Origin of the sequence: Rhizobium sp. PvP014 (assembly GCF_017876855.1) — a bacterium.
GTDB classification, from domain to species: Bacteria; Pseudomonadota; Alphaproteobacteria; order Rhizobiales; family Rhizobiaceae; genus Neorhizobium; species Neorhizobium soli.
On the sequence record NZ_JAGIOT010000002.1, the window covers coordinates 2,269,846 to 2,290,093 of the forward strand.

General features: G+C 61.8%; 15 protein-coding genes and 1 pseudogene. 5 read left to right on the top strand and 11 right to left on the bottom strand.

All coding sequences use genetic code 11. From position 1 onward, the window contains the following. The first annotated feature begins 59 nt into the window (after nt 1-59). Complete coding sequence (locus tag J3A65_RS15620) at nt 60-1,121, top strand: SDR family oxidoreductase (RefSeq protein WP_209902115.1); 1,062 nt, start codon at nt 60-62, stop codon at nt 1,119-1,121. 105 nt (nt 1,122-1,226) lie between these two features. On the opposite strand, the gene J3A65_RS15625 is transcribed toward J3A65_RS15620, so the two are convergent. From J3A65_RS15625 to J3A65_RS15635, 3 genes are all read right to left on the bottom strand, one after another. Further along, entirely contained in the window at nt 1,227-1,601 is a 375-nt protein-coding gene (locus J3A65_RS15625; RefSeq protein WP_209902117.1) for a hypothetical protein, read from the bottom strand. Nucleotides 1,602-2,036: 435 nt separating this feature from the next. Further along, a complete protein-coding gene (locus tag J3A65_RS15630; RefSeq protein WP_209902119.1) occupies nt 2,037-3,293 on the bottom strand; it encodes a DUF763 domain-containing protein in 1,257 nt (418 codons plus the stop codon). A 26-nt stretch (nt 3,294-3,319) separates the two neighbouring features. Further along, nucleotides 3,320-4,516 carry an aminotransferase gene (locus J3A65_RS15635; RefSeq protein ID WP_209902121.1) on the bottom strand — a complete coding sequence of 399 codons (1,197 nt, stop codon included), beginning with the start codon at nt 4,514-4,516 and terminating at the stop codon, nt 3,320-3,322. A gap of 90 nt (nt 4,517-4,606) precedes the next feature. Between J3A65_RS15635 and J3A65_RS15640 the strand changes: the two genes are divergently transcribed. After that, the gene (locus tag J3A65_RS15640; RefSeq protein ID WP_192077746.1) at nt 4,607-5,266 is read left to right on the top strand and encodes a sulfite oxidase-like oxidoreductase; all 660 of its coding nucleotides are present in this window, start codon (nt 4,607-4,609) and stop codon (nt 5,264-5,266) included. A 457-nt stretch (nt 5,267-5,723) separates the two neighbouring features. Here J3A65_RS15640 and J3A65_RS15645 read toward each other — a convergent pair whose 3' ends face one another. Genes J3A65_RS15645 through J3A65_RS15655 form a run of 3 tightly spaced genes read right to left on the bottom strand, consistent with a single transcriptional unit; the run spans nt 5,724 to nt 9,506 of the window. Next, the gene (locus J3A65_RS15645) at nt 5,724-8,015 is read right to left on the bottom strand and encodes a xanthine dehydrogenase family protein molybdopterin-binding subunit (RefSeq protein ID WP_209902123.1); all 2,292 of its coding nucleotides are present in this window, start codon (nt 8,013-8,015) and stop codon (nt 5,724-5,726) included. Continuing rightward, on the bottom strand, nt 8,012-9,010 hold the full coding sequence (locus J3A65_RS15650; RefSeq protein ID WP_209902125.1) for a xanthine dehydrogenase family protein subunit M: 999 nt from the start codon (nt 9,008-9,010) through the stop codon (nt 8,012-8,014). Before J3A65_RS15650 ends, J3A65_RS15645 begins: the two co-directional genes overlap by 4 nt. Next, nucleotides 9,003-9,506, bottom strand: a complete 504-nt coding sequence (locus tag J3A65_RS15655; protein WP_062581902.1) for a (2Fe-2S)-binding protein — start codon at nt 9,504-9,506, stop codon at nt 9,003-9,005. Before J3A65_RS15655 ends, J3A65_RS15650 begins: the two co-directional genes overlap by 8 nt. A 323-nt stretch (nt 9,507-9,829) precedes the next feature. On the opposite strand from J3A65_RS15655, the gene J3A65_RS15660 reads away from it, so the two are divergent. From J3A65_RS15660 to J3A65_RS15670, 3 genes are all read left to right on the top strand, one after another. Next, the gene (locus J3A65_RS15660) at nt 9,830-10,417 is read left to right on the top strand and encodes a TetR/AcrR family transcriptional regulator (protein WP_245341561.1); all 588 of its coding nucleotides are present in this window, start codon (nt 9,830-9,832) and stop codon (nt 10,415-10,417) included. A gap of 80 nt (nt 10,418-10,497) precedes the next feature. After that, the gene (locus tag J3A65_RS15665; protein ID WP_209902129.1) at nt 10,498-11,604 is read left to right on the top strand and encodes a carbohydrate kinase; all 1,107 of its coding nucleotides are present in this window, start codon (nt 10,498-10,500) and stop codon (nt 11,602-11,604) included. 95 nt (nt 11,605-11,699) lie between these two features. After that, nucleotides 11,700-12,623 carry a pseudouridine-5'-phosphate glycosidase gene (locus J3A65_RS15670; protein WP_209902131.1) on the top strand — a complete coding sequence of 308 codons (924 nt, stop codon included), beginning with the start codon at nt 11,700-11,702 and terminating at the stop codon, nt 12,621-12,623. Between the two features lie 101 nt (nt 12,624-12,724). Here J3A65_RS15670 and J3A65_RS15675 read toward each other — a convergent pair. From J3A65_RS15675 to J3A65_RS15695, 5 genes and pseudogenes are all read right to left on the bottom strand, one after another. After that, nucleotides 12,725-13,326 (bottom strand): annotated as a pseudogene (locus J3A65_RS15675) (DUF2026 family protein). Between the two features lie 203 nt (nt 13,327-13,529). Continuing rightward, on the bottom strand, nt 13,530-14,891 hold the full coding sequence (locus J3A65_RS15680) for a M20/M25/M40 family metallo-hydrolase (RefSeq protein ID WP_209902133.1): 1,362 nt from the start codon (nt 14,889-14,891) through the stop codon (nt 13,530-13,532). 10 nt (nt 14,892-14,901) lie between these two features. Further along, nucleotides 14,902-16,704, bottom strand: a complete 1,803-nt coding sequence (locus J3A65_RS15685) for an adenine deaminase C-terminal domain-containing protein (protein ID WP_209902136.1) — start codon at nt 16,702-16,704, stop codon at nt 14,902-14,904. Nucleotides 16,705-16,872: 168 nt separating this feature from the next. Further along, on the bottom strand, nt 16,873-19,212 hold the full coding sequence (locus J3A65_RS15690; protein WP_113166844.1) for a Wzz/FepE/Etk N-terminal domain-containing protein: 2,340 nt from the start codon (nt 19,210-19,212) through the stop codon (nt 16,873-16,875). A gap of 93 nt (nt 19,213-19,305) precedes the next feature. Then, a complete protein-coding gene (locus J3A65_RS15695) occupies nt 19,306-20,208 on the bottom strand; it encodes a UTP--glucose-1-phosphate uridylyltransferase (protein ID WP_209902138.1) in 903 nt (300 codons plus the stop codon). Nucleotides 20,209-20,248 lie beyond the last annotated feature (40 nt).

The following is a 20,248-nucleotide window of genomic DNA, read 5'->3' on the forward strand; positions in this document are numbered from 1 at the left end:
GCCTTCTGGCACAGTCTACCGCAAGACACTAGATCACCGTCAGAACGACAGGAGCAATTATGACGAAAAAAGCATTGATCGTGGGCGCAAGCGGCATCGTCGGCAGCGCAACAGCAAAGGTTCTGGGTGACGACGGCTGGCAGGTTCTCGGCCTTTCGCGCACACCGCAGCAGCAGACTAACGTGACACCGGTGGCCGCGGATCTTCTCGATCCGGCCTCGCTTTCGAAAGCGCTGGCGGGTCTTGATCCCTCGCATGTGTTCATCTCGAGCTGGCTGCGACAGTCGACCGAAGCCGAAAACATCCGCGTTAATTCGTCGATGGTACGCAACGTCCTCGACGCGCTGTCTCCGGCCGGTTCGGTGAAGCACGTGGCGCTGGTGACGGGCCTCAAGCATTACCTCGGCCCATTCGAAAACTACGGCAAGGGCGCCCTGCCGCAGACGCCGTTCCGCGAGGAACAGGGCCGCCTCGAGGTCGATAATTTCTACTACGCCCAGGAAGACGAAGTGTTTGCGGCAGCCGCCCGCGACGGCTTTACCTGGAGCGTCCATCGCCCGCACACGATCGTCGGCAAGGCTGTCGGCAATGCCATGAACATGGGCACGACCCTTGCCGTCTACGCTGCCATCTGCAAGCACACCGGCCGCCCCTTCCGCTTCCCGGGCGTCGAGATGCAGTGGGAGGGTCTGACCGACATGACCAGCGCCAACCTTCTTGCCCGCCATCTCCTCTGGGCTTCCACGACACCGGGTGCAGCCAACGGCGAATTCAACGTCGTCAACGGCGATGTCTTCCGCTGGAAGTGGATGTGGAGCCGCATTGCCGCCTGGATCGAGCTGGAACCCGCCACCTTCGACGGCACCGTACAGCCGCTCGAAAAGCAGATGGCCGAGGATGCCGCGATCTGGCGCGAGATTGCCGAACGCCACAATCTGGCCGAACCGGACATGAGCCGGCTCGTCTCGCCGTGGCATACGGATGCCGATCTCGGACGCCCGATCGAAGTCGTCACCGACATGTCGAAAAGCCGCCGTCTCGGCTTCCTCGAATACCAGCCGACCGACGATGCCTTCTTCGATCTGTTTGAAGATCTGCGCGCAAACCGTCTGATCCCGTAAGGAAGCGGAGCGCCGATACGTTGGATCGGCACTGAGAATAACGGTGCCCGGGGATTTCTTCCCGGGCGCTTTACGGCTTCATGGTTCCCAGTTGAACTTCCTGATTCAATGCTCTTTCAACCAAGCCATTAGCTCTTCCTGAAAAGCCTTATCTCCGATTTTGAGCATATCAATATAAAGGCCGGGAGCGAATTCGTCGTAATACTGCTCCGGGTTGCGCGTCGTGATGATGAAGTACATCTCCCATGTTGCCAAAAGAATTGTTTCCATGGTTTCTCCCTCGCGGCCAGCATTGGATACGCCAAACTCGGCCAAAGCCCTCACGAACCAAGGATGATGCTCTTTCGCCTCCAATAGCCATCGATCGATCCGCGCGGCATCGCCAGGGCTCTCTATTCCTTCCCCGATTTGTGACATCATCAGATTGAACATTTTGGAAGAAGGAGGCCATCGACGCTTTGGCTCCTGAACAAAATTCAAATGGCAGGTCCTACAACGAAATCGCTGTGTGCCCCGCACCATCCCGTTCTTCACAGCATCTCTGCTATGGCACTCGGGACAGTGATAATCCTCGTGTTCATTGTTAGCATCCACCTTATTTCCGCTCCCGCGAAGGGCGCCTGCGCCAGCTTCTCAACTCCCGCAGAAGCGAGCTGATTGCTGCGATCAGACCGGTGGTGGCTACAATAGCTGCAGTTAGCGAGAACAAATCCAATTGCCACTCCTGATGGCTGTTCGATATGCACCTTAGGATATGACTTGCCGCCTCATCTGCAACGATGAATTTCATGCAAAATTAAGAGATAGATGGAGCGCGAGAAAAGTCTTGACGCTTCAGAATTCGGACAAAATTGGCTCGATAGCATGCCGATACCCATCTGCCACGGCATCCTGCGACGGAGGGCAATGTCTTCCTTACCCCGTCCGTTTATCGTCTTCCGCCGCCGGCTCCCAGCCGAACACACTGCGTCCGCCCCATTCGTGCGAGCGGGAAAATTCGCCGGCGACGATTTCCTTGAGGTCGGGGCCGGTCACGTATTTTTCGAGCTGGCGGGCTTGGTCGTCGAGGCGGCGCAGTGCCTGCATTTCCTCGTCGCGGCCAAGCCTTGCCTTGCCGACGGCCGATTTCATCACCCTGATCGTCTCGTCATAGACCCGGATCGGCACCGGGAACGGATGCCGGTCCTTGCCGCCATGGGCGAGCGAAAAACGCGCCGGATCGGAAAACCGGCAGGGTGCGCCGTGCACGACTTCGGCGACCATGGCGAGCGCCGACACCGTGCGGGCGCCGACGCCAGGCGTCAGAAGCAGATCCTCGAAATCCCTAGGCCCACGGTCTGCAGCAGCCGCAAGCGTGCCGTGCAGGCGCCTCATGTTGACGTCCTCCTCGCGGACGTCGTGATGATTGGGCATGATGAGATGCGGCAGCATCGGCTGCGACAGATCCTTCTTGCGCTGCCGGCCCGGATCGATCGCGATCACTTCGCGCACGATGCGGTCGGGACCGAGCGATGCGAGCAGATCGAGCTGGCCGTGGCGCGAGGCCTCTGCCCGGTGATCGGCGAGGTTGACGATGTCGCCCTGGCCGCGGCCCTCGATCGCCGCATGCGGCGAATCCACGAAGCTTTTCAGGCCCTGCGACTGCCAGTGATAGCGGCGCGCCTGCTTCCGGTCACCGTTCATGCCCTGCTGGACGACGACCCATTTGCCATCGTCGGTGACGATGAAGCCGTGCAGATAGAGGTCGAAACCATCCTGCACTGCGGCGCTGTCGACCTTGGCGACGAGCCGGCTGGTCTTGGCAAGCGCGAAGCCATCAATGCCGACGCGGTTGCCGATGGCGATCAGTTCGTCCGGCGTCTGCCGCGAATTGCGGCCGCGACCGCCGCAGACATGAATGCCGAGTTCGCCCGACATCGGCGTCAGCCCGCGTTTGAGCGCGCCGATGACGCTGGTGGTGATGCCGGACGAATGCCAGTCCATGCCCATCACCGACCCGAAGGATTGAAACCAGAACGGATGCGCCAACCGGCTGAGCAATTCGTCACGGCCGTAATGCAGGACGATGGCTTCGGTAATGACGGCACCGAGCTTGGTCATGCGGTCGCCCAGCCACCGGGGAACCCGGCCACCATGAAGCGGAAGATCGGCGCTGCCTGCTCGTTGAACCATGGTTCCTTATAGAGCCGGTCGGGCCGTTACGACAGCGAAAAGTTCCGCAAACGTTCTTCCAGAAGACCGATGGTTTCGACATCCGCATTGGCGAAGGCAAACCGCAAATAGCCATCCTGGCCTTGCCCGAAATAGACGCCGGGGATGCAGCTGATGCCGGCGCGTTTGGCAAGCTGTTCGGCCACTTCCGCCGAGCCCCTGCCCGGGAAGGGATGCCGCACGAAGGCGAAATAGGCGCCGATCGCATCGAGCTTCCAACCGGAGACGCTGCGCATGACGGTTTTCAGTGCTTCGGCGCGACGGCCGATTTCCTGGCGGTTTTCTTCGCGCCAGGCAACGAGCAGCGGCAGCGCTTCGGCAACGGCTGCCTGGGCGGCTCTCGGCGCGCAGATCTGCAGATTGTCCATGATCTTGGCGATCTGGCCGATCGCCGCCTCGCCGGCGGTGATGGCACCGAGCCGATGGCCGGGAATGCAGAAGGATTTGGAAAAGCTGTAGAGGCTGATCAGCGTTTCTTCCCATCCGGACTGCGAAAACAGGCCATGGGCACGGCTTCCGGCTTGCGGCAGGAAATCGCGATAGGTCTCGTCGAGGATCAGCCAGATGCCTTTGTCCTGGCATAGCCTAAAGATCGCCTCGAGCAGCGACGCAGGATAGATGGCCCCGGTCGGATTGTTGGGCGACACCAGCGCCAGCGCCTTCACCCCATCCGTCATCGCGGCTTCGAGCGAGACCAGATCCGGCAGGAACCCGTTTTCGGAAGAACAGGGCACGAAGGCGGTGCCGATGCCCATCATCGCAAGCGTCGTCTCGTGGTTGAAGTAGAACGGCTCGGTCATCAGGATGGTGCTGCCGGGGCCCGCAACCGTCATCGCCGCGCAGACGAAAGCCTGGTTGCAGCCGGAGGTGATATGGATGTTTGCCTCGCCAAGTGCTGCGCCATAGATTTCCGCGACATGGCTTGCATAGGCGGTGCGCAGAACCGTCTCGCCCTCGATCGGGCCGTAGCCGGTATAGGCCTTGGACGACGCCATCTCGCCCAGAAGCCGTAGCATGTCCGGATGGGCAGGATAGCCGGGGACCGCCTGTGATAGATCGATCAGCGGCCCCAGAGCCTTGTCATAGGCACGACCCCAGGCCGCGACGGCTGGAACCGGTGGCAGGGACAGTTGTTCGATCAAGGGATTGAAGCGGGCATTCAGGCGCGGATGGGTGGCGGGCATGGGGTCTCGACGAAATCTCGGGCGGGGGAGTCAGGAATTGATTGCCCTTGTTGTTTATCAGATTATCCTCGGAGGCAAGGAGAACCACTTATGGACGACAATCTTCCGCAGGATTCCAAGCTCACCAGCACCAAGCGCAAATGGGCCGATGAGGGGAAATTCCTGACAGGCCGGCATGCGCGGCCCGATACCGATCGCCTGCCTCCCGGCCAGCATCTGGTCAAGAACTGGCCGGTGCTCGATCTCGGCCAGCAGCCCAGCATTTCGCCGGCGCAGTGGAAGCTCGACATCTACGGCCTCGTCAACAAGCCGACGACCTTCAACTGGGAAAGTTTCCAGGCCCTGCCGCAGACCGAGATGCGCTCCGATATCCACTGCGTGACGACTTGGTCGCGCTACGACAACGACTGGAAAGGCGTTTCCACCCGCGACCTGCTAGATGCCGTTGAGCCGACCGACAAGGCGACCGCAGTGATGCTGACCGCCTATGACGGCTACACGACCAACGTTCTCCTCTCCGATTTCGCCGTGGCCGACGCACTCATCGTCACCCACTGGGATGGCAAGCCGCTGACCGAGGAGCATGGCGGACCGGTGCGCCTCGTCGTGCCGCATCTCTACTTCTGGAAAAGCGCGAAATGGCTGAAACGGATCGACTTCCTCGGCATCGACAATGCCGGCTTCTGGGAAAAGAACGGCTACCACATGCGCGGTGACCCTTGGGCCGAGGAACGGTATTCGGAGGATTGAGCGGCGCCGGCCTATCCGTTGCTTTGCCTCAAAGAATATGCAACGGAAAGTTGATCACCATTCCGTTGCTCCAGGAATTTTCATGCGTCCGATAGCCCTATTCTTACTGAGCTTTCTCGTTGTCGGCTGCAGTCCTGGCGAAAGAATTGGAGAGGTCCTGATCAGGACAGATGCGGCGGGAAAAATGGCCACAGTTTCCATGAGGAAATCGACTGGAAATCCCAAGGCAGATGCCCGCCTCATGCTATTTGCACGTACTACGTTTCCTTCAAGAGTTCCGGATGCAAAGCCTAACCACAGCTACATCCATGCGGTCGTTGGTGATCCGAAAACAAGTTCTGGCGACGTAAGGGTGTGGGGACCTCTTGGGTTGCGGTAACACCGCAAACGAGGGTTCAAGCCAGCCGATACCGCAAAGTGTGAGAAGGGCTGCCGCCAGAGGCGACAGCCCATAAGATCACATCAGTTTTTCCAGCGTGATCGGCAGGTCGCGGATGCGTTTGCCGGTCGCGTGGAAGACGGCGTTGGCGATTGCCGGGGCGACGCCGACGATGCCGACTTCGCCTACCCCTTTGCCGCCGAGCGTGGATGCGTCGAGATCCGGCACGCCCACCGAGATCACCTCGATATCCGGAATGTCGGCATTGGTCGGCACCAGATAGTCGGCCATGTTGCTGTTGATGGTGCGGCCGTTGCGCGGATCGACGACACCTTCCTCCAGCAGCGCCTGGCCGATGCCCATGATGATGCCGCCCTTCCACTGGCTTTCCACCAGCTTCGGATTGTAGAGACGGCCGCAATCGAAGGCAGAGACCATCCGCGACACCCGGATCGTCCCGAAATCCTCATCGATGCGGACTTCGACGAAATGAGCAGCCCAGCTGTGCATGGAGAGGTCGCCCGAGGTCGGCCCCTGCACTTTCGCCATGGTCGTCCAGGCCTGTTTCTGATCATCGGGCGTCTGCGCGTTTTCGGCAAGCGTGTTGCGACGGATCTCCAGCGCGTCGCGGCCGAGAGCCTGCATCAGCTCCTGCAGCGACAGCGAAGGTCCACCGCCGCGCGAGGCCTCGATCCGCCCGCCAACCAGCGAGAGCGTGTTGGCGCCGGTATCGCGGAACGGCGAGCCGGTCTCGTTGAGCGCAAGGCCGATCAGCTCGTCGCGGGCTGCAATCGCTGCCTTGTGCACGGCACCGGTGATGGATCCCGCCAGCATCGATCCGCCGGCAATCGATGAGCCGGGCATGCGGCTGTCACCCAGCAGCACATCGACCTGGGAAACCGGCACGCCGAGTGCTTCGGCGGCCGTCTGGGCAAGGATCGTATAAGTGCCCTGCCCCATATCGATCGAGCCGCTGACCACCTCGACGCGGCCGTTCGCGAGCACGCGGATCATCGCTTCGGACGGTGCCCGGATGACCGGGAACGTGCCGCAGCCGATGCCCCAGCCGATCAGCGTCTTGCCGTCCCGCATCGAGCGGGGCTGATGGCTGCGCTTTTCCCAGCCGAAGGCGGCAGCCCCTTGCGTCAAGGCTTCGCGCAGCATCCGCGTCGACCAAGGCTTGCCCGACTGATAGTCGTGATCGGCATAGTTTTTGAGCCGCAGTTCCAGCGGATCCATATCGAGCTTGTAGGCAAGCTCTTCCATGGCGCTTTCGATGCCGTAAGCGCTGGGGTTCTTGCCCGGTCCCCGAAGCGCGCCTGGAGTAACGGTATTGACCGGCACGACGCGCGACTGGGAGGAGAAGTTTTCCACCTTGTAGAGGATGGGGGTCGCTGCCCCCGTCTGTTCCGGGTAATCCATATAGACTGATGTCTCTGTCCTGCCGCTATGGACGATCGCCTGCAGCACGCCGTCTTCGGAGGCGCCGAGCGCAATCGTCTGGCGGGTTGCCGCACGACCGCCATAGCTGGTGAAGTTCTGCGGCCGTGTGACGGCAAGCTGGACCGGTCGGCCAAGCTTTCTCGCCGCCGCAACCGCCACCGCGCCATAAGCGAGCGGCTGGCCCTTGGAGCCGAAACCGCCGCCGATATAGGGCGAGATGATCCGCACCTTTTCATAGTCCATGGCGAACCATTCGGCATACATGCGGGCCATGCCATGCGACCACTGGCTGGGCTCCCAGATCGTCAGCTCGTCGCCGTCCCACTTGGCCGTCAGCCCGTGCGGCTCCATGGCGCAGTGGTATTCGCGCGGCGTGCTGTATTCGCTTTCGATCCGGACCGGCGATGCCGCAAGGGCGGCCTCTGCATCTCCCCAGCCGATGGTGAGATTGTCCATCAGCTTGCCTTCGCCAGCCGCCGGATCGTCGATGCTCATGACCGGCGACGTTTCTTCATAAGTGACGACAACAAGCTTTGCGGCTTCTGTCGCCTGTTCGCGGCTTTCGGCAATCACGGCTGCAATCGACTGGCCGTTGAACTGCACCTCGCGCGGCAGCGGATGATAGGGCTTGTCTTCCGGCCGGTTGCCCTGCCAGTCGGCGGACACGCGCAGTCCGAGATCGTCTTCCGGTGTCAGCACCATCAGGACGCCGGGCGAGGCGAGCGCTCTGGTCGCATCGACGCTGACGACGCGGCCCGCAGCGATCGTGCTCTGCACGAGGGCCGCGTGGGCAAGGTTGTCGATCGGGTATTCCAGCGCATAGGTGGCAGCACCTGTGAGCTTGAGGCTGCCTTCGAACCGGGTCAGACGTCCGCCGACCATGCCGTCTGAGGCATCGCCGTGTTTGCGGGGGGGCATAATAGTCATGCGAGACCTCCAGATTTGTCCGTCGAGACCGTCTCGATCGCCCGGGCAACGACCCGCGGCACAAGATCGATCTTGTATTGATTGTCGCCCTGGGCAACGGCGCCCTCCATGGCAAGCAGGCTTGCCGTCTTGATGGTGGCATCGTCGAGCACTTTGCCGATCAGCGCCTGTTCGACGGCGCGCGCCCGCCATGGCTTGGTGGCAACGCCGCCGAGCCCAACGCGGATATCCTTCACCGTGCGACCATCGTCTTCCAGTTCCAGACCGACGGCCGCGCTTGCGGCTGCAAACTCGTAGGACTGGCGATCGCGGACCTTCAGATAGGTGGAGTTTTTCGCGGCAGCGCTTTTCGGGATCGACAGGCCGACGATCATCTCGCCGGGCTGAAGCACTGTTTCCCTGTCCGGGGTATCGCCGGGCAGGAGGAAGAACTCATCAAACGGAACCGTGCGGGACCCTAGATCGACGACCGCATCGAATGCGACCAGCGCCACAGCCAGATCGCCCGGATTGGAGGCGATACAGTGCTCGCTGGTGCCGAGAACCGCATGGTTGCGGGTGATGCCGCCAAGTGCCGAACAGCCGGAGCCGGGATTGCGCTTGTTGCAGGCCGGAAACGTGCCGGGATCGCGGAAATACGGACAGCGCGTGCGCTGCATCACGTTACCGCCGATCGTCGCCATGTTGCGCAGCTGCGCCGACGCCGCCAGCAGGAGCGATTCCGAGACAGCCGGCATTTCCGCCTGGATGCCGGAATGATCGGCCACATCCGACATGCGCGAAAGCGCGCCGATGGTGACGGACTGGGGTGTGACCTCGATGCCGGAGAGACCTTTGAGATGGGAGATATCGACGACCGTTTCCGGTTCGGCGACGCCGCATTTGGCAAGATCGATCAGGGTCGTGCCGCCGGCCAGAATGGAAGCCCCTGCCTGCAGCACCGCCTGGCGGGCTTCATCGAGGGTGGCTGCACGAAGATAGGAAAAATCACGCATCGGCCATCTCCTTCGTTGCAGGAACGACGGCCTGCGCCGCCTGGCGCACCGCAGCGACGATGCTGTTATAGGCGCCGCAGCGACAGAGATTGCCGGACATATATTCGCGGATTTCCGCATCCGATCCCGCATGGCCCTCACGGATGCAGGCGACTGCCGACATGATCTGGCCCGGCGTGCAATAGCCGCACTGAAAAGCGTCCTGCTCCAGGAATGCAGCCTGAACCGCATGCAGGGTTCCGTCGGCAGCGGACAGTCCTTCGATCGTTTCTACCTGGCGGCCTTCGACCTGGGCCGCCAGGGTGAGACAGGATAACACCCGTCGGCCATCCACATGGCAGGTGCAGGCGCCGCACTGGCCCTGGTCGCAACCCTTTTTGGTGCCGGTGAGAACAAGATGGTCGCGCAGCGCATCGAGCAGCGTCACGCGCGGCTCGACATCGAGGTCGTAACCCTTGCCGTTGATATCGAGGTTGAGGTGAATGGTTCGTGTCATGACAGGCTCCTGCAATCTTCACGAAGAGAATTTCAAAGAATTAGGCTGGACCGGCCGTCTGGCGAGGGCATGGGTCCCTGATATCGTCTAAACGCGCGCCGCCGATCGCGGTCGATAAGGCGGAGCGACATCTTTCGACATGACATCCGGCCGCCTTCTGATCTGAAAAGACATATGCGCCGCCTCAAACGGAGGCAACTCCGTTTAAACTAGCCGCTCGCTGAGATCAGTCAAGGCTGGATTTCGAAAACATCCATGTCAGGATGCCCCGAACCAGAATTACGACGTCAGAGAGCCTAACCACTGGAACAGGATTTCGGGCTTTGGCCACGCCGAAAAATGCACAGACCCCGGCTCCGAAACTTCGCGCGGACGCTCGCCGCAACCGCGACAAGCTGGTCGAGGTGGCAGCGCAGGCATTTGCGGAAAAGGGCGTCGAGACCTCGCTGGAAGAGATTGCCCGCCAGGCCGGCGTCGGCATCGGCACGCTGTATCGGCATTTCCCGACCCGCGAACATCTGGTGGAACTCGTCTATCGCCGCGAACTGACGGCTCTAGCGGCAGCGGCGGACGAACTTGCCGCCAACCATCCGGCCGACAAGGCACTGGAGCTCTGGATGCTGCGCTTCGTCGGCTATATGGCGACCAAGCGCGGCATGGCCAACAGCCTGAAAATCATCGCCAGCTCCAACACGACACTGTTTGCGGAGGGGTTCGGGACGATACGGCAGGCGCTCGACCGGCTTCTCGTAAACGGCCGCGAGGCAAATCTCATCCGCAGCGATATCGGCCAGGCGGATCTGATGCACGCCATGTCGAGCATCTATTCCATTCCCGACTCCCCCGAATGGCGCGCCAGCGGCAATCGCCTGATCATGCTTTTGATGGACGGCCTGCGGGTTCGAAGCTGACGGCGTGAAGCGCGATCTAAAACAACTGTTGACGAGAGGAACAGTTGTTTATACACCGTGATCCTTCACGGGAAGCCACGATGGACGATCTGACCAGCCAGGAAGCCGCCGTTCTCGGCATTATCAGGGACAATCCCTTTGCCGGACAGCAGGAGATTGCCGAGATGCTGGGGCTCGCCCGCTCCACGGTGGCAGCGCATATCGTGCAGCTGATGCAGAAGGGGCATGTCCTCGGCCGCGGCTATGTGATGCCGCAGCCGTCACGCGCGATCTGTCTCGGCGGTGCCGTTCTCGACCGGAAATATCACGCGAAGCAGGAGATCGTGCCGGGTACGTCGAACCCGGTCGACAGCACCCGCTCGATGGGTGGCGTCGCCCGCAATGTCGCCGAAAACCTCGCCCGTCTCGGCACGCAAACCGGTTTCATCTCGATCGTCGGCGACGACGAGGGCGGCCGCACGCTGATGACCTATATGCGCGAGCGCGGCATCGACGTCAGCCAGATGATCATCAGCACCGAGCGACCGACCGCCGAATATGCGGCCATCCTCGATCCGCGCGGCGATCTTTCGCTCGGTATCGCTGACATGGGCATATTCGATCTGCTGCGACCCGAACATCTCGACCGCGTCTGGCCGCATCTGGCGTCGGCAAGCTTCGTGTTCTCCGACTGTAACCCGCCCGCCGAGACGCTGGCAGCGCTGATCACGCGCAGGCGCGACGCACGCTTCCGGCTGGCGATCGATGCGGTCTCCACCGTCAAGGCCATGCGCCTGCCGAAGGACCTTTCCGGTATCGACCTCTTGTTCATGAATATCGACGAGGCGAACGCCATTCTCGGCCTCTCGGCCCGCGAGACGATCGACGACGCGCTGAAGGCAGCACGTGGCCTGCAGGCAGCCGGCGCCCGCGAGGCGGTGGTGACGATGGGGGCAGCCGGCATTGCCGTTGCCGGCATCGACGCATCAGCCAGTTTCGAAGCAGTCGAAGCCAAGGCGATCGACATGACAGGCGCCGGTGACGCGATGATTGCCGGAACCCTGCACCGGGTGATCGCCGGCGACGACATCCACACCGCTGCCCGCATCGGCGCGCTGGTTGCGACGCTCACCACCGAAAGCGCTGCAAGCGTCCACCCCGAACTCTCCGAGGCCTTTTTGCAGGCCCATATGCATCGTTTGTCCTGAAGCACGCGAGTGCTTCCAGTGTTTAATCCCAACGCAGGTCCAGACGCAAAACCGCTGCATGGCTTTGCCGGAACTGCTTCCAGAAAGGAAATCCCATGTCTTTGCTGAAGCCGAAACTCAGCCAGGAAGTTGCAGACGCTCTCGCGAAGGGCGGCGCCATCGTGGCGCTCGAATCGACCATCATCACCCATGGCATGCCCTACCCGGCCAATCTGGAAACGGCGCTGTCAGTCGAGGCAGTCGTGCGTGAAAACGGTGCCGTGCCTGCCACCATCGCCGTCATCGACGGTGAACTCCGCGTCGGTCTGGAACGGGACGAGCTGGAAAATCTGGCTCAGGCCAAGGGCGTGGTAAAGGCCTCCGGCCGCGATCTCGCCGTTGCCATGGTGCGCGGCCAGACAGCGGGTACGACAGTGTCCGCAACGATGCTTCTGGCAGACCTCGCCGGCATCGAGATCTTCGCAACCGGCGGCGTCGGCGGCGTGCATCGCGGTGCTGAACAGACATTTGACATCTCAGCCGACCTGACCGAGCTTGGCCGCACCAGGACAGCCGTCGTCTGCGCCGGCGTGAAATCGATCCTCGATATCGCAAAGACGCTCGAATATCTGGAAACCCAGCGCGTGCCGGTCATTGCCTACGGCACCGAGGACTTCCCGGCCTTCTTCACCCGCCAGAGCGGCTACAAGGCCGATCACCGGCTGGATACGGCAGAAGAGATTGCAAGCGCCATGCATTTCCACCACCAGCTCGGCACCGGCACTGGCCTCCTGATCGCCAACCCGATCCCGGAAGAAGCCGCCCTGACCCCTGACTTCATCGACGGCACGATTGCCGATGCGGTGCGCGAAGCAGATGAGCGCGGCATCGGCCGCAAGGAACTGACCCCGTTCCTGCTCGCCCGCATCAACGAGCTGTCGAAGGGCGAAAGCCTGAAAGCCAATATCGAGCTGGTCCGAAACAACGCCCGCCTCGCCGCCAAGATGGCCGTGGCCTATGCGGCGCTGAAGAAGGGCTGACATCACGTGCGGCGGGGTGCGACAGCATCCCGCCCTCTAACGCCCCCGTAGCGGAGCTGGCCGCTATCGGCGAACCTGTCCCGGCCCGCAAGCCTCCGCCATCACCAGGCGCCCGAAAGCGCATTCCCCAGCAACGGTACGCTCTTTCCCGGCTCGCTCGCGATGGACAGTGACTTCGGCATCTGCTTAGGCGACTTCCGGAACCAGTTTGCGGCAACCGAGGCGAGATCACCGATCATCGCGTGCTTGTGCCAATCCGCGAAGCGCCTTGCGCTTGCTTGCGGCTCCGACTGATAGAAGAAATCGCCGGATTGCTCGAGATCGTTGATGCTGAAGCCATGGCCGAAAGAGGCCTCTGGAACATCTTAGAGGGCACCCGAAGCTCGGACGCGCTCTGCGAAAACGCCGGCGCCATGAAATCGATCGCCCAGCCGTCGGCCTCCACCCAGCAATGAAAATTCTCGCCAGCACCCGTGACATACCCGTCTTCGCGCTGGTCTGCGAAGAGGATGCGGGTGCCGCCGAGATTGTAGGCGGCCAGCCCGCTTTTCGGCGTGGCAGTCACACCATAATGCTGGCGCAGGATGAACGCCCCGAACGTGCTGAAATACATCCCGGCAACGGCGGTGTTGGCGTTCTCGTTTACGAGCAGGCTGTTGATGACCCGATAAATGCGGTGATAGTCGCTCTGCTTGATCAACATGACCCGTAACCTACCCGTTCCTGATGTGGCACCCTGCCTAGGCGGCCAGCGCGGCAATGTAAACTGCAGCGTTGCAGTGGGGCCGGACAGCCTGAGCTTTGAACCGGATTAGGGTCAATTTTCTGATTGACCCTTATTATGGTAAATTATAGCGCCTCGGCGCCCCACTCCACCATCCCTGCCCTACCATTCACCCCTTCATCTCACCCCAGCTTCGCCAGCAGCGCAGCACCGGTGCGGATGCCGGCGTGGAAGAGGTCGAGCTTGAGGTTTTCGTTCGGGGCGTGGTTGGCCTGGTCGGCATTGGCATAGGGCACGACGAAAGCAGGCTTGCCGAGGATTTTGGTGAAGACGTAGTCCGGGAGGCTGCCGCCGAGGCTTGGGTAGAGAAGTGGCTCGACGCCGCGGGCAGCGACGATCGCCTCGCGGATCACGGATGCGAACGGGCTGTCCATCGGGGTCTTCGACGGCAGCATCGAGTTTTGCGGCACGAACTCCACATCGGGCGCGTATCTTTCCACATGCGCCCGGACCTTTTCGAACACATAGTCCGGTGTCAGGCTCTCGACGAGGCGGATATCGCATTTGGCATAGGCTTCGCTTGGAAGAACCGTCTTTTGCCCCGGCCCGCCATAGCCGCCATGCAGACCGTTGATGGTGAGCGTCGGCTGGAACATCAGCCGCTCGTAATAGGGACGATCCAGCGGCTCGTCGATCGCGGTCATTCCGAGTTCGGCCTTGATCTTGTCTACATCGAGCGGCAGCGCTGCCATCGCCTGCAGTTCGAGATCGGTCGGCGGCACGACGGGATCGTAGATACCATCTATGGTGATCTCGCCGCGATCGTTCTTCATCGTGGCGAGAAGATGCACGAGCTTCCAGATCGCATTCGGCATGACGCCGCCGAAATTGCCGGAATGGGCATCGCGGTTGGCGGTCTTTGCGCGCAGCTCGAACGAGGCGACGCCGCGCACGCCAAACGTGACGACCGGGCGGCCGCTGTCATGCAGCGAGCCATCCGAGGTCACGATGAGATCGGCATTGAGCTTGTCGGCATGTTCGGCGACGAATTGCGCCATATGGGGACTGCCGATCTCCTCCTCGCCTTCGAGCAGGAAGATCACATTGCAGGGCAGTTCGCCAACCACCTTGAGATAGGATTCAATCGCCAGCAACTGGGCGAAATGCTGGCCCTTGTTGTCGCCAATGCCGCGCGCGTAGATGCGGCCGTCGCGGATCTCGGGCTCGAAGGGCGGGCTTTTCCAGAGGTCCAGCGGCTCGGGCGGCTGCACGTCGTAATGGCCGTAGAGCAGCACGGTCGGCTTGCCGGGCTGGTTCTCCATCCGGCCGATCACCATCGGGTGGTTGCGGGTGGTGATCGCCTGGGCCTGCATGCCGAGACCGTCGAGGATGCCGACGAGGATATCGGCAGCTTCCGTGATCCCCTCGTTGGAGGCGCTGATCGACTTGTGCTTCACATAGTCCATCACCCGTTCGACAAAACTGTCGCTGTTGGCATCGATATGGGCAAGAACGCGGGCAAGATCGGTGTTTTCAGATGTCATGCTCAAGCTCTCATGCCGGTTCGAACAGGGTCTGGATCTGCATTTCCGGCACCAGCACGAGGCCTTTGTCGGTAATGCGGATATCCGGAATGACCGACAGCGGAATGAGGTTGAAGCCCATATAGGCGATCGTGCATTCGGCCTTTTCCCATTCGAGCTTCAACGCCTTCACCTCGTCGGCGACCTCGTGGACGCGCTTGTCGGACAAAAGCCCGGCGATCGGCAGCGGCACCATGGCGGTCACCTTGCCATCCATCACCACGCAGACGCCGCCCTGGACCGCTTCGATGGCATCGAGCGCCACCTGCATGTCGCGTTCATTGGTGCCGGCGACAATGATATTGTGGCTGTCATGCCCGACCGACGAGGCGACGGCGCCCTTCTTCAGGCCGAAGCCGTTGAGCAGACCGTGAGCGACATTGCCCGGCGACTTGCCGTGACGTTCCACGACCGTGACGAAGCAAAGGCCGTGGCGATCGAACTGGGTCTGCCAGTCGTTGGCCGGCTCCAGCGTGACGGTGACATGGCCGAGCGTGATGCCGGGCAGCTCCGTCTTGATCGTGTGCGCAATGACGGTCTCGGTCGGCAGTTCAGGCGTCAGCTTGAGGTTCTTCGGCAGCTTGACCGTATGATAGGCGGCTTCCGGATAGCGATAGGGTTTGGACAATGCCTCATTCAGAACAGGCGTGATCTTCTTCTGGTCCACGACCAGTTCGCCGCCATACCAGGTGCTGATCGGCTCCAGGTTATCGGAGAGGAGCACCAGATCGGCACGCCGTCCGCCGCCAAGACCGCCGATCTCGTTTTCCATGCCGAAGCGGGTGGCGCCATGCAGCGAGCCCATCGCCCAGGCCTGTTCCGGCGTCATGCCGTATTTGACCGCCTCGCGGGTCACCCAGTCCATGCCGAATGCGAGCAGATCCTCGGCGTCGCGGTCGTCGGTGCAGACGGCGACGCGCTTGTGCGAGGCGCCAAGCTCGGTGATGGTCTTGATCGCCTGCGGCAGCGAATGCCAGGGCGTGGTGGGCGGGCCGCCGCGCAGGAACAGCCAAACGCCGGCCTCCAGCAGATCGTCGGCAATATCGCGGTCGATCGCCTCATGGGTGTCGGTCACGCCGGAGGCGGCATAGGCCGCGACGAATTCACGGCCATAGACATGGCCAGACACGGGCCGGCCGCGCGAGAGAGCAGCAGCGAGGATCGCATGGCTGCGTTCGTCGCCCATCGCGACGGGCACGAAATCCATCTTTTCGCCGAGCGCCACCGCTTCCGGCCATTTGTCGAACAGCGCCGCGATCTTGTCCGGCGTCAGGTCGCCACCGGCGGTTTCCAGTTCCGGCGAGGTGGCGGGAACGGTGCTCGGCACCGTCAGGAAGATCGACAGCGGCGCCATGCGCGCGTCTTCCAGCATCGCCTCGACACCGGCGACATCCATGACATTGCCGATCTCGTGGCTGTCGCAGAAGATCGTGGTGGTGCCATTGAGAAGGGCAGCCTCCGCATAGGCGCAGGCCGTCACCATCGAGGATTCGATATGGATATGCGGATCGACGAGGCCAGGCGCGAGAATGCCGCCCTTTGCGTCGTAAATCTTGGCCGATGTTCCCTTGTAGGAACCGGTGGGCTTTACCGCGGCGATACGGCCGCCGGAGAGCCAGATTTCCCGCCCGGGCAGGATGCGCTCCGAATAGGTCGACAGCATCCGTGCATCCCGGATGACCAGATCAGGCTCGCGCCGTGCCGACGCGACGTCGGCGAGCAATCGCGTCATGGATGCCAGCGGGTGAACGGAGAAACGGTTGAGAGTGCTCATGAAATTCGGCCTCGCGGATCATCGGACTGGGGACATGGTAGGGAATTTTGTTCCCGCACGGAAGCACGCATTGGCGCTAAAGGCACACGGCAACCACTGAAACGTGAAAGGCCGCCGGTTCCTCAGGGAGCGGCGGCCTTCGATCAGTCTTTCGGAACGTGCCGCAACTTAGCGCGGCACGCCGGGAATGGCATCCTTGTAATAGGATGAATAGCTTGAATGCAGGCGCTCTGGCGCGCCCGGATCGGCATATTTGCGCAGCTCGCCCATCTCGGTCTTGTTGAGAATGACGCCGATCGTCTTTGCGGCAATCTGCGGTTCCGACTGAAGCACGCTCTGCACGGCCTTGACCGGCGTGACACCCCATTCGGTGACGAAGATGAAGCCGTCGACATAGGGCTCGAAGGCCTTCGCATCGATAACAGGGATCAGCGGTGCCAGGTCGACGATGATGACGTCAAACGTGTCCTTGATGCTTTCGAGGAACTGGCTCATGCCGGTCGAGGCGAGAAGCTCCGATGTATGGGCAAGCTGGCGGCTGCGGGTGGTCATCGGCAGGATCGTCAGGCGCGAGCGGCGGTCGACGCGGGCGGCAGCCGTCCACGGAACCTTCTGCAGCACGACGTCGATCAGGCCGACATCCGGTTCGCTCGCCAGCATCTTGGAAAGACCCGGATTGCGCAGATCGCCATCGATGACCAGCGTGCGAACGCCGTTGGACGAGATCAGGCCGGCAAGGTTTGCCGCAACCATCGACTTGCCTTCGCCGGGAAGGCAGGAGACGACGCCGATGACAGAGCATTTGCGACCCTGCAGCACGATATCGGCGGCAAGCTTGGCATTGCGCAGCGTTTCGGCAAACTGCGAGCGCGGTGCTTCGACGGCGACACGCATCTTGCGGCGAAGCGCGATCGGATCACCCTCCGGCAGGATCTGGCCGTCGATCGCATCGGCCGGCTTGTCGGAGCCGTTGTCGTCGGTCTGGGCGCTGCCGATCTTCGGGAGGTAACCGAGAAAGCGGACACCGAGCTTGTCCTGCACGTCGGCGCCGGTGCGGAAGAAGCGCTCGCGAAATTCCAGAAGCGCTGCAAGTGCGCCGCCGAGCAGCAGTCCAAGCACGACGGACAGAGCCATGGTGAGCGTCTTGCGCGGGCTGGACGGCGAGATCGGCACGCCGGCTTCCGAGATGACGCGGGCCTTGGCGATCGGCAGCGACTGCAGCTGCGACGCCTGTTCGAACCGCTGCAGATAGGACTGGTAGAGCGTCTTCAGCGCATCGGCACGCTGCTGCAGCTCCTGCAACTGCACCATGGAGACATTGGCATCCTGGTTGCGGCCGGCGACGCTTTCGATGCTGGCGCGCAACGACTGCTCGCGCGAGCTTGCGACATCCAGCTCGTTGCGGAACGAACCGGTCAGCTGCTGCAACTCGCGCAGGATCTGTTGCGCCAGGTCCTGCTTTTCAGAGCGGAGCGCTACTGCCTGCGGGTGATCGGCGCCGAACTGCTCGACCACGCCCTTTTCACGATCGTTGACCGTCGTGTAGCGCTGGCGAAGGTTCTGCAGCACCGTGTTGTCGGTATCGCGGTTGGCAACGACGGCGTTTTCGACGGCTGCTTCCGAGCCCTTGTCGATGATCACCTTGTACTGGTTGTAGCGGGCCTGGGCGCTGGCTACTTCGGCCTGCGCCGAGATCAGCTGGGTATTGAGATCAGACAGCTGCTGGGCGGACATCAGCTCGCCGCGTGGCGATACGAGGCCGTTGTCGCGCTTATACTGCTCGACCGTCAGCGATGCCTGCTGTGCCCGGATATTGAGGTCGTTCAAACGCTCCTGGAGCCATACGGAAGCGCGCTCGGTCGCGTCGAAATTGGCGTTAAGCTCTTCCGTGAGGAAGGAACTGGCATAGGTCTTGGCAAGCTGGGCGGAAAGAACCGGGTCTGGCGAGCGGACGGAGAGCGAGATGACCGAGCTGCGTCCGACGCGCTCGACGGTGATCGACTGCTGAAGGATGGCGGCAGCCTTTTCACGGCGCCCGGCGCGCACCTGGTCTTCGCTCGGCAACGGGCCGCCTGATGACACCAGCGAGACAACGCTTTTCACCATGTCCTTGGCAAGATCGACCGGCGATTTGGGCGGATCGACGATCAGATCGTTTTCCGCAAACTTGCCCTTGTCGACGACGCTGAGCGCCAGCGCCTTGGATTTCAGGATCTCGACCGAACTGGACATGCGGTTGTCGATCTGCTGCGCGGTCTGGCCTTCGGTTTCCTCTTCCGCATAGCGGGACAGGTTGTCGTCCACCAAAATCTGCGTCGCGGCCGTGTATTTCGGCTGCGCGGTAAACAGATAGGCTGCCGCAAGCGCGACCATGGCGACCACGCAGATGATGATCACGCCAAGCCGACGCATGGCTGCCGACCACAGCTTGTCGAGGTCGATGAACGTGTCAGTTTCTTTTTGCTCGTTCGGGAAGATGTTCATCGGCCTATAATTAACCTGGTCCATGGCTTTGTCCGCTTTCCGGAATTGTCGAGAGGAACGGCAGAAATGGGCTGCCGTTCCTCGGGCTTTGGTCTGACTGCTAGGCTGGAGCGGCCCTTAAGCCGCCTTGACCTTCGTTTCGTGGTTGGCGAGAAGCTCCTTGACGGAGCGATAGATCTCCTCGCCCATATCGCTCCGCAACATCGCGAAGGCCACATTGGCTTCGATGAAACCGCGCTTGGAACCGCAGTCGAAGGTCCGTCCAGTATAGGGCTGTGCGTGGAACGGCTGCTTCTGCAGCAGTTTCTGCATGCTGTCGGTCAGCTGGATCTCGTTGCCGGCTCCGCGTTCCTGGCTTTCCAGCAGTTCGAAGATCTGCGGCTGCAGGATATAGCGACCATTAAGGTAATAGTTCGACGGTGCATCGGCAGGTGCCGGCTTTTCGACCATGCCGGTCACTTCGAAGCCGTGCTGCTTGCTTTCGCCGATCGCGACGACGCCGTAGCTCGACGTCTCCTCGGGCGCGCACTGCTCGACGCCAAAGACGTTGCCGCCGACTTCCTCGTAGAGATCAACGAGGCCTGCCATGCAGCCGCGGGCGCCATAGGACACCATATCTGGCAGAAGCAGCGCGAAGGGCTCGTTGCCCACCAGTTCGCGGGCGCACCAGACGGCGTGGCCGAGACCGAGCGGAACCTGCTGGCGGGTGTAGCTGACGGTGCCGGCGAGCGGCAGCATCTTTTCGAGCTGCGTCACCTGAACCGTCTTGCCGGCGCGGGTGAGGCTGGCGATCAGTTCGGGATTGCTGTCGAAATAGTCTTCGATCGCAGTCTTGTTACGGCTGGTCACGAAGATGATGTGCTCGATACCGGCCTGCATGGCCTCATCCACCGCATATTGCACGACGGGCCTGTCGACGATCGTCAGCATTTCCTTTGGCATCGCCTTGGTAGCCGGCAGGAACCGTGTTCCATTGCCTGCAACCGGAATGACCGCCTTGCGAACAGGTCTCATTTCCATAGTGTCGTTGTCCTTTCCGGGACGCCCCCGCCCCGTCGAT

What these genes read in the sequence shown, in the direction of transcription:
- J3A65_RS15620 (WP_209902115.1), top strand. Translation starts at nt 60, where the DNA reads ATGACGAAAAAAGCATTGATCGTGGGCGCAAGCGGCATCGTCGGCAGC.
- J3A65_RS15630 (WP_209902119.1), bottom strand. Translation starts at nt 3,293, where the DNA reads ATGGTTCAACGAGCAGGCAGCGCCGATCTTCCGCTTCATGGTGGCCGG.
- J3A65_RS15635 (WP_209902121.1), bottom strand. Translation starts at nt 4,516, where the DNA reads ATGCCCGCCACCCATCCGCGCCTGAATGCCCGCTTCAATCCCTTGATC.
- J3A65_RS15640 (WP_192077746.1), top strand. Translation starts at nt 4,607, where the DNA reads ATGGACGACAATCTTCCGCAGGATTCCAAGCTCACCAGCACCAAGCGC.
- J3A65_RS15645 (WP_209902123.1), bottom strand. Translation starts at nt 8,015, where the DNA reads ATGACTATTATGCCCCCCCGCAAACACGGCGATGCCTCAGACGGCATG.
- J3A65_RS15650 (WP_209902125.1), bottom strand. Translation starts at nt 9,010, where the DNA reads ATGCGTGATTTTTCCTATCTTCGTGCAGCCACCCTCGATGAAGCCCGC.
- J3A65_RS15655 (WP_062581902.1), bottom strand. Translation starts at nt 9,506, where the DNA reads ATGACACGAACCATTCACCTCAACCTCGATATCAACGGCAAGGGTTAC.
- J3A65_RS15665 (WP_209902129.1), top strand. Translation starts at nt 10,498, where the DNA reads ATGGACGATCTGACCAGCCAGGAAGCCGCCGTTCTCGGCATTATCAGG.
- J3A65_RS15670 (WP_209902131.1), top strand. Translation starts at nt 11,700, where the DNA reads ATGTCTTTGCTGAAGCCGAAACTCAGCCAGGAAGTTGCAGACGCTCTC.
- J3A65_RS15680 (WP_209902133.1), bottom strand. Translation starts at nt 14,891, where the DNA reads ATGACATCTGAAAACACCGATCTTGCCCGCGTTCTTGCCCATATCGAT.
- J3A65_RS15685 (WP_209902136.1), bottom strand. Translation starts at nt 16,704, where the DNA reads ATGAGCACTCTCAACCGTTTCTCCGTTCACCCGCTGGCATCCATGACG.
- J3A65_RS15690 (WP_113166844.1), bottom strand. Translation starts at nt 19,212, where the DNA reads ATGGACCAGGTTAATTATAGGCCGATGAACATCTTCCCGAACGAGCAA.
- J3A65_RS15695 (WP_209902138.1), bottom strand. Translation starts at nt 20,208, where the DNA reads ATGGAAATGAGACCTGTTCGCAAGGCGGTCATTCCGGTTGCAGGCAAT.